The sequence below is a fragment of the Parasphingorhabdus sp. genome (genome assembly GCF_036964675.1).
Classification (GTDB): domain Bacteria; phylum Pseudomonadota; class Alphaproteobacteria; order Sphingomonadales; family Sphingomonadaceae; genus Parasphingorhabdus.
Genome location: NZ_JBALTF010000010.1, coordinates 1 through 5,009, shown reverse-complemented (window position 1 = coordinate 5,009; position 5,009 = coordinate 1). Strand labels below are relative to the sequence as shown.

Genomic DNA, 5,009 nt, shown 5'->3' with positions numbered 1-5,009 from the left:
ACCTGACCGTCTTGGGTGCGATGGAAATCGCGGAAAATGGCGATATTGCCAACTGGATGATCCCCGGCAAGATGATCAAGGGCATGGGCGGTGCGATGGATCTGGTCGCCGGTGTGAAGAAAATCATCGTCGTGATGGACCATTGCGCGAAAGACGGCAGTCCCAAATTCATCCCTGCCTGCACCCTGCCGCTGACCGGTACCAATGTCGTCGACATGATCATTACCGACCTATGTGTTTTCCAGCGCCCCGACCATGACAGCCCGTTCCGGCTGATCGAACTGGCTCCGGGTATCAGCGCCGAGGATGTCGCCGCGAAAACCACTGCAGCTTATGAAATAGCATTATAAGATATTGAAGGTGAAAAAATATCTGGCGTTGCTGTTCGGGCTTGCTGCTCTGTTGCTGGTTGGCTGGTATGGCTATCGAGCCCTGGTTGAACAGAAAACCGGCTTTCCGCTGCCAGCCCTTGTCGAACCAAAAGCGCAAATCCATCTGCCAACCGATCCCGGCGACTGGCACGGGAAGATTGACTATTCTGGTCTCGACCAAGACTTTGCAGCGCTTGCGGCGCGTCCGGAGATGGCGGGCCTGGCAGTCGCGATTGTCGAGGATGGCGATCTGCGTTTCGTTTCCACTTATGGTGTGACTGACAAGCAAAGCGGCGAGCAGGTGACACCGGAAACGGTGTTCCGCTGGGCCTCGGTATCAAAAGGCGTCGCAGGATCGCTGGCCGCAAAATTGTCGGCAGAAGGCAAGCTCAATCTCAATGCCCCGCTGAGCAGCTGGCACTCGTCCCTCAGGCTTCCCGGCGGAGCCGAGTCGCAGATAACGCTGGCGCAGCTGCTATCGCACCGGACCGGCCTCACCAAAAATGCCTATGATACGAGGCTGGAGGATGGCGAAGACCCTGGTCTGCTCCGCTTGCAGCTGGGCGCTGCCCCGTTGCAGTGCGTGCCGGGCACCTGTCACAGCTATCAGAATATCGCCTTTGATGCGGCGAGCGAAATATTGGGGCAGGCAGCGGGAACTTTATATTCTGACGCGGTGCAAAAGCGGCTGTTCAAGCCGCTTGGCATGAAGAGCGCAAAATTTGGCATGGCAGGCCTGACCGGCGCAAAAAGCTGGGCGCGGCCCCATCGTGGCGCCCAAGTGCGAACCCTGTCGGAATCCTACTGGCGGGTTCCTGCAGCTGCGGGCGTCAGCAGCGATATCGTTGATATGGCGCGCTGGATGCGCGCACATATGGGCGAAAACAAGGATGTCCTGTCCAGCAAGGCGCTGGCATTGGCCCACGCGCCCCTGGTCAGGACCAGACGCCCGTATAGCGGTGAACTCGCCCGTGCCCTTGGCGAGGCAAGCTATGGGCTCGGCTGGCGGAGCTTCACATACGCCGGGCGGCAATTGGTCGGCCATAGCGGCGCGGTCGATGGCTATCGCTCGACGATGATATTTGATCCGGCAACCCGCACCGGTGTGGTCGCGATGTGGAATGATGGTTGGGGACGGCCCTTCCGGCTGCCCTTTGCGGTGCTCGACAGCTATTATGGCCAGTCCGGCAATGACTGGCTCGATCTCTCCGACCTGCCGGCGGTCAAGGTGCTACCAACCGTGCCGTCTTTATCGCATTGATGGCTGACATGTTCGGCTTTGGAGCTTGCGCCCTATAGGCTGCGCAGCGCCGCCTGTTCAAACAAAGCTCTGTCGCCCATTTCCCAGGTGACGTTCAATTGCAGCTGATGGATTAGCCAGCCGGCAGCCGTCCGTCGCAGGTTATGAACATAATAGCCGCCAATGCTGTGCATTTCCCGCAAGTCGCCGGTCACCAGATGGTGGTGTGCGGCCATGTAGCAGGTGCAGCTGGCCTCGACACCATCGACCTCCATCAGGAAATTGGTCAGCACATGCTGGGTGGCATCAAAGGGTTCCAGCGTGGCGCGGACTCCGGCGACCCAGTCGTCGGCGTTCATGCTGGCCGCCGGCTCACCGGACCAGCTTGAAAAATCGACGGTCAGCTGATCAGCGAAAATCGAGCGATAGAGTGTCCAGTCATGCCGGTCGATGCCGGTTGCATAGCGCAGCACATGGTCGGTAATCTTTGCGCGGTCGACCAGATCATCGTGGGTCATGTCATGTCCTTTCGATCAACCGGGTACGGCTGGCGGCAATGGCGCGATGCGCCCATGCTCTGGCTTCGGATCCGGTCAGCGGTGCTGAATTGGGGACCTCAACATCAATATCGACATGCGGACCAAGCAAGGCGACGAAGTCGTGAAGCGGGAAAATACCTTCTCCGGGGATCATCCGGCTCATCGCTTCTGCGAGATAATCGTCCGACCGGCGAAAGTCCGGACCATCGCACAGCTGGGCATAGCCGATGATTCCCGGATCCACGGTCTGCACTTGTTCCAGAGTGCCGCCGGTGCGGAACAGATGCAACGCGTCGATCGCGATCGTCAGATTGGGCTGGTTCAGGCGGCCATGGAGTGCGGCTGCGCTGCTCAGGCTGTTGCAGCCATCAGAAAATCCGGTGAACTCCAGGCCGACTTCGAGGCCGTTATCGAGAGCCATCGTGCAGAGTTTGGATAGCTGATCCTCCGCCCGTTGCCTTTCGGTTTCGTGAATATGGGTAACCAGACGTTTCGCGCCCAATTCGGCGGCAAGGGTGAGAGCGGGCAGATATTCGGCTACGTCGCGTCCCGGCATCACCGGAAAATATTCGGCGTTGATGATCCGCACATCGTGTTCGCGAAGCAGGCGCTTGAATGACGAAGCCGCTTTCGGATCAACCACCGGAAACATGTTCCGGCCATTTGCGTCGAGCGGTGTGGCGGTGAACAGGCAGACTCCGTCGAGTCCGGCTTCGGCGGCGCAGCGGACAAGACCTTCCGGTCCGCCCTCCATCATCGTGATCTGATGCAATGCCAGTTTGTGCATGGGCCAATCCTAGAAGAATGCGGCTGCGATGCCACCGGATTTGGAGCCTCGCGGCTAGTCAATCTGCTAGGCTGTATCATATCGCAGCCTCTCTATGTATCCTATGGAAAAGCCGATCACGGAATCGCGCACAGAGGATATTTGCATGACCGAAGAAGAAATTATTTCCATTGGCGACGTGGTGCGTTTTCAGGCGCAGGAACAACCGGATGCGGTGGTCTTCACCTTTGAAGGTGACGAGATGACCTATGCCGCGCTGGATGCCGGCAGCAACCGGGCAGCGCAGGCGCTGGCGTCCAAGGGCGTCCGCAAGGGCGACCGGATCGCCTATATGGGCAAGAACAGCCATCTCTATTTCGAAATATTGGTCGGCGCGGCCAAGCTGGGCGCGGTCATGGTGCCGGTCAACTGGCGGCTGGCCCCGCCGGAGGTCGCCTATATCCTGAACGATTGTCAGGCTAAACTATTGTTCATCGGCCCCGGTTTTGATGAACTGGCGGGCAAGATCAGAGATGATCTGGATCATGTCGAACTGATCCTGGGCAGCGAGAAAGCGGAGGGGGATTTTCCCGGCTATCCTGCCTGGCGCGATGGTTTTGATCCGGTCGATCCGATGGTGCCCTGCGCCGAGGATGACGATGCGCTGCAACTCTATACTTCCGGCACGACCGGCCACCCCAAGGGTGCGATCATGACCAATGGTTCGATCTTTTCCTCGCGCAGCGCCGGGATCACCGAGGACGATCTGATGGACTGGCAAAAGCCGGTCCCCGGCGAGATCACCCTGCTTGCCATGCCCTGTTTCCATATCAGCGGGACCGGCACCGGGCTGGCGGTGATGTTCACCGGCGGCAGCGCTATTGTGCTGCCGGAATATGATCCGACCCAGGCGCTGGATCTGATCGCACAATATAATATCTCGAAAATCTTCATGGTCCCGGCCGCGATCCAGATATTGCTCAACCATCCGCGCGCCAGGGAAGTCGATTTCTCCAATCTCAAATATATCACCTATGGCGCCTCGCCGATTCCGCTCGAGCTGATGAAACAGGCGATGGATGTGCTCGGCTGCGGCTTTGTCCAGATGTACGGCATGACCGAGACATCGGGGACGATCACCACGCTCAATCCCGAAGATCATGACGTCAATGGCAATGAGAAAATGCGCTCGGTGGGCACGCCTTTGCCCGGCGTCGAGATCAAGATCATCGATCCGGACACCGGCGAGATATTGCCGCCCCGCACCATCGGTGAAATCGCAACGCGTTCGGCCAAGAATATGAAGGGCTATTGGAACCGTCCGGAAGCCACCGCTGAAACCATCGATGCCGATGGCTGGCTGCGCACCGGCGACGCCGGCTCTCTTGACGAGGACGGCTATCTCTATATCCAGGACCGGCTGAAGGACATGATCATTTCCGGTGGCGAAAATGTCTATCCGGCGGAAGTCGAGAATGCGCTTTACGCCAATCCGAAAGTTGCCGATGTCGCGGTGATCGGCGTGCCCGACGAGAAATGGGGCGAGGCGGTGAAGGCCTGTGTGGTGGTCAAGGCGGGACAGCAGTTGACCGAAGCCGAACTGATCGCCGATGCCCGCACACGCATTGCCGGGTTCAAATGTCCAAAATCTGTCGACTTTATCGATGCGCTGCCGCGCAATCCGTCCGGCAAGATCTTGCGCAAGGACCTGCGCGCGCCTTATTGGGAAGGCAAGGACCGGGCGGTCAACTGATCGATCGCTCGTGACCGTGATATTGTTCCGTTCGTGCTGAGCTTGTCGAAGCACTGGGCTAGCCGCCCTTCGACAGGCTCAGGGCGAACGGAAAGGGGTGAATGCAAATGACAGAATTGGTGCTGCGCGAAGACCGGGAGGGCTGGACCCTGCTGACGCTCAATCGTCCGGACAAGCTGAACGCGCTGACGGTGGCGATGTTCCGTGAGTTGCGCGACCATATTGCCGATCTGCGCAAGGATGACAGCATCGGCTGCGTCGTTTTGCGCGGGGCGGGCAAATGTTTTTCCGCCGGCCATGATCTGGGCGATATTGCCGAAGGCGAAGCGGTGCCATCGCG

General features: G+C 58.9%; 5 protein-coding genes and 1 pseudogene (1 of these 6 running past the window's edge). 4 read left to right on the top strand and 2 right to left on the bottom strand.

Annotated features, from left to right (window positions below; genetic code table 11):
• Positions 1-350: pseudogene (locus V7665_RS03195) on the top strand (CoA-transferase) (it extends 379 nt beyond the left edge of the window).
• Positions 351-360: 10 nt separating this feature from the next.
• The gene (locus V7665_RS03190) at positions 361-1,632 is read left to right on the top strand and encodes a serine hydrolase domain-containing protein (protein ID WP_335663093.1); all 1,272 of its coding nucleotides are present in this window, start codon (positions 361-363) and stop codon (positions 1,630-1,632) included.
• Between the two features lie 32 nt (positions 1,633-1,664).
• Here V7665_RS03190 and V7665_RS03185 read toward each other — a convergent pair whose 3' ends face one another.
• Positions 1,665-2,129, bottom strand: a complete 465-nt coding sequence (locus V7665_RS03185; protein WP_335663092.1) for a nuclear transport factor 2 family protein — start codon at positions 2,127-2,129, stop codon at positions 1,665-1,667.
• A gap of 1 nt (position 2,130) precedes the next feature.
• Positions 2,131-2,937 carry a sugar phosphate isomerase/epimerase family protein gene (locus tag V7665_RS03180; RefSeq protein WP_335663091.1) on the bottom strand — a complete coding sequence of 269 codons (807 nt, stop codon included), beginning with the start codon at positions 2,935-2,937 and terminating at the stop codon, positions 2,131-2,133.
• Positions 2,938-3,082: 145 nt separating this feature from the next.
• Here V7665_RS03180 and V7665_RS03175 point away from each other — a divergent pair, with 145 nt between their 5' ends.
• Together V7665_RS03175 and V7665_RS03170 are read left to right on the top strand one after the other, a co-directional pair.
• Positions 3,083-4,669, top strand: a complete 1,587-nt coding sequence (locus tag V7665_RS03175; protein ID WP_335663089.1) for a fatty acid--CoA ligase — start codon at positions 3,083-3,085, stop codon at positions 4,667-4,669.
• Between the two features lie 101 nt (positions 4,670-4,770).
• A partial coding sequence (locus tag V7665_RS03170; RefSeq protein ID WP_335663088.1) for an enoyl-CoA hydratase/isomerase family protein occupies positions 4,771-5,009 on the top strand: 239 nt, incomplete at its 3' end.

Bases quoted from the DNA above. Each gene is read 5' to 3' on its own strand.
- V7665_RS03180 (WP_335663091.1), bottom strand. From the start codon at position 2,937: ATGCACAAACTGGCATTGCATCAGATCACGATGATGGAGGGCGGACCG.
- V7665_RS03175 (WP_335663089.1), top strand. From the start codon at position 3,083: ATGACCGAAGAAGAAATTATTTCCATTGGCGACGTGGTGCGTTTTCAG.
- V7665_RS03185 (WP_335663092.1), bottom strand. From the start codon at position 2,129: ATGACCCACGATGATCTGGTCGACCGCGCAAAGATTACCGACCATGTG.